An 846-nucleotide genomic window follows, 5' to 3' on the forward strand; every position below is an offset into this window, starting at 1 on the left:
ATTAAAACCTGTGATCACTCTTATGCGTGGTATGACCGTTTCGTTGCAACAGTGAACGATTTTCCTGAAGTGATGGAGTTCTATCGCATGGCGGGTGAGTACGACTACATGATGAAAGTGTTGGTTAAAGATATGAAAAACTTCGAATACTTTTTATAAGAAGTTGGTCAATTAGATGTTGTAAGGGGATAATCCAACTCACCTCAACGTTTGCGATGGAGCCTCTCAAATACACCACCGCGCTACCGCTTGGTCAGTGATGGAATAGATGCATAAGATTATTTGGTACACAAATGGGTGTTACCAATTGAATCTATCTGTATCAAAGATAAGAATCTTAAATGAACAATGTTCACAATATCAGCTTTCTCTAATTTTTCATAACAGTGTAAGCTAAAGCTGAATTGGTATAACTATATGTTTTTATTGTTTATTTTGAGTTTAGTAACACATTTTTTAGCAATGTGATTCATTCCTATTTGCATGTAATAAATACGCGCAAAATCTGCCGATTTCTTTGCCTGATTTGAATTTTCTTGCCTTCGTGATAAGGTCCGCGCCCTGTTGAGTAAATATTCAGTTGAGGCGTAATAATGCGAATAGAATATGGGTTAATTTTATTGTCTGACTGCCAATGTGTTGGTGGGGTGTGGCGGTGGAGGTGGCGGCAGTTCGGCCCCTGCGGTTGTGAAACCAAGCAAGCAATATCGTGCGCCTCTTGAGTCTTTGGACCTGACCACCACCTATGTACAAATAGGCGAGATTGTTCAACCGCAACTTTCCAAGTGAAAGGTGACGTCGCGTTTGAGCTCATTGATGACGAAAGTGCACAAGTGGTGTTGCTCG

The 846-nt window shown here is 40.5% G+C and carries 1 protein-coding gene and 1 pseudogene; one reads left to right on the forward strand and one right to left on the reverse strand.

The annotated features are described in order from the left end of the window. Positions 1-260 (forward strand): annotated as a pseudogene (locus CIK04_RS28340) (Lrp/AsnC ligand binding domain-containing protein); the annotation flags it as partial. A gap of 215 nt (positions 261-475) precedes the next feature. Here the strand turns inward: CIK04_RS28340 and CIK04_RS34615 are convergent. Beyond that, on the reverse strand, positions 476-846 hold a 371-nt coding region (locus CIK04_RS34615; RefSeq protein ID WP_325205950.1), incomplete at its 5' end, for a hypothetical protein.

The sequence above is a fragment of the Vibrio sp. 03_296 genome, from assembly GCF_002265885.1.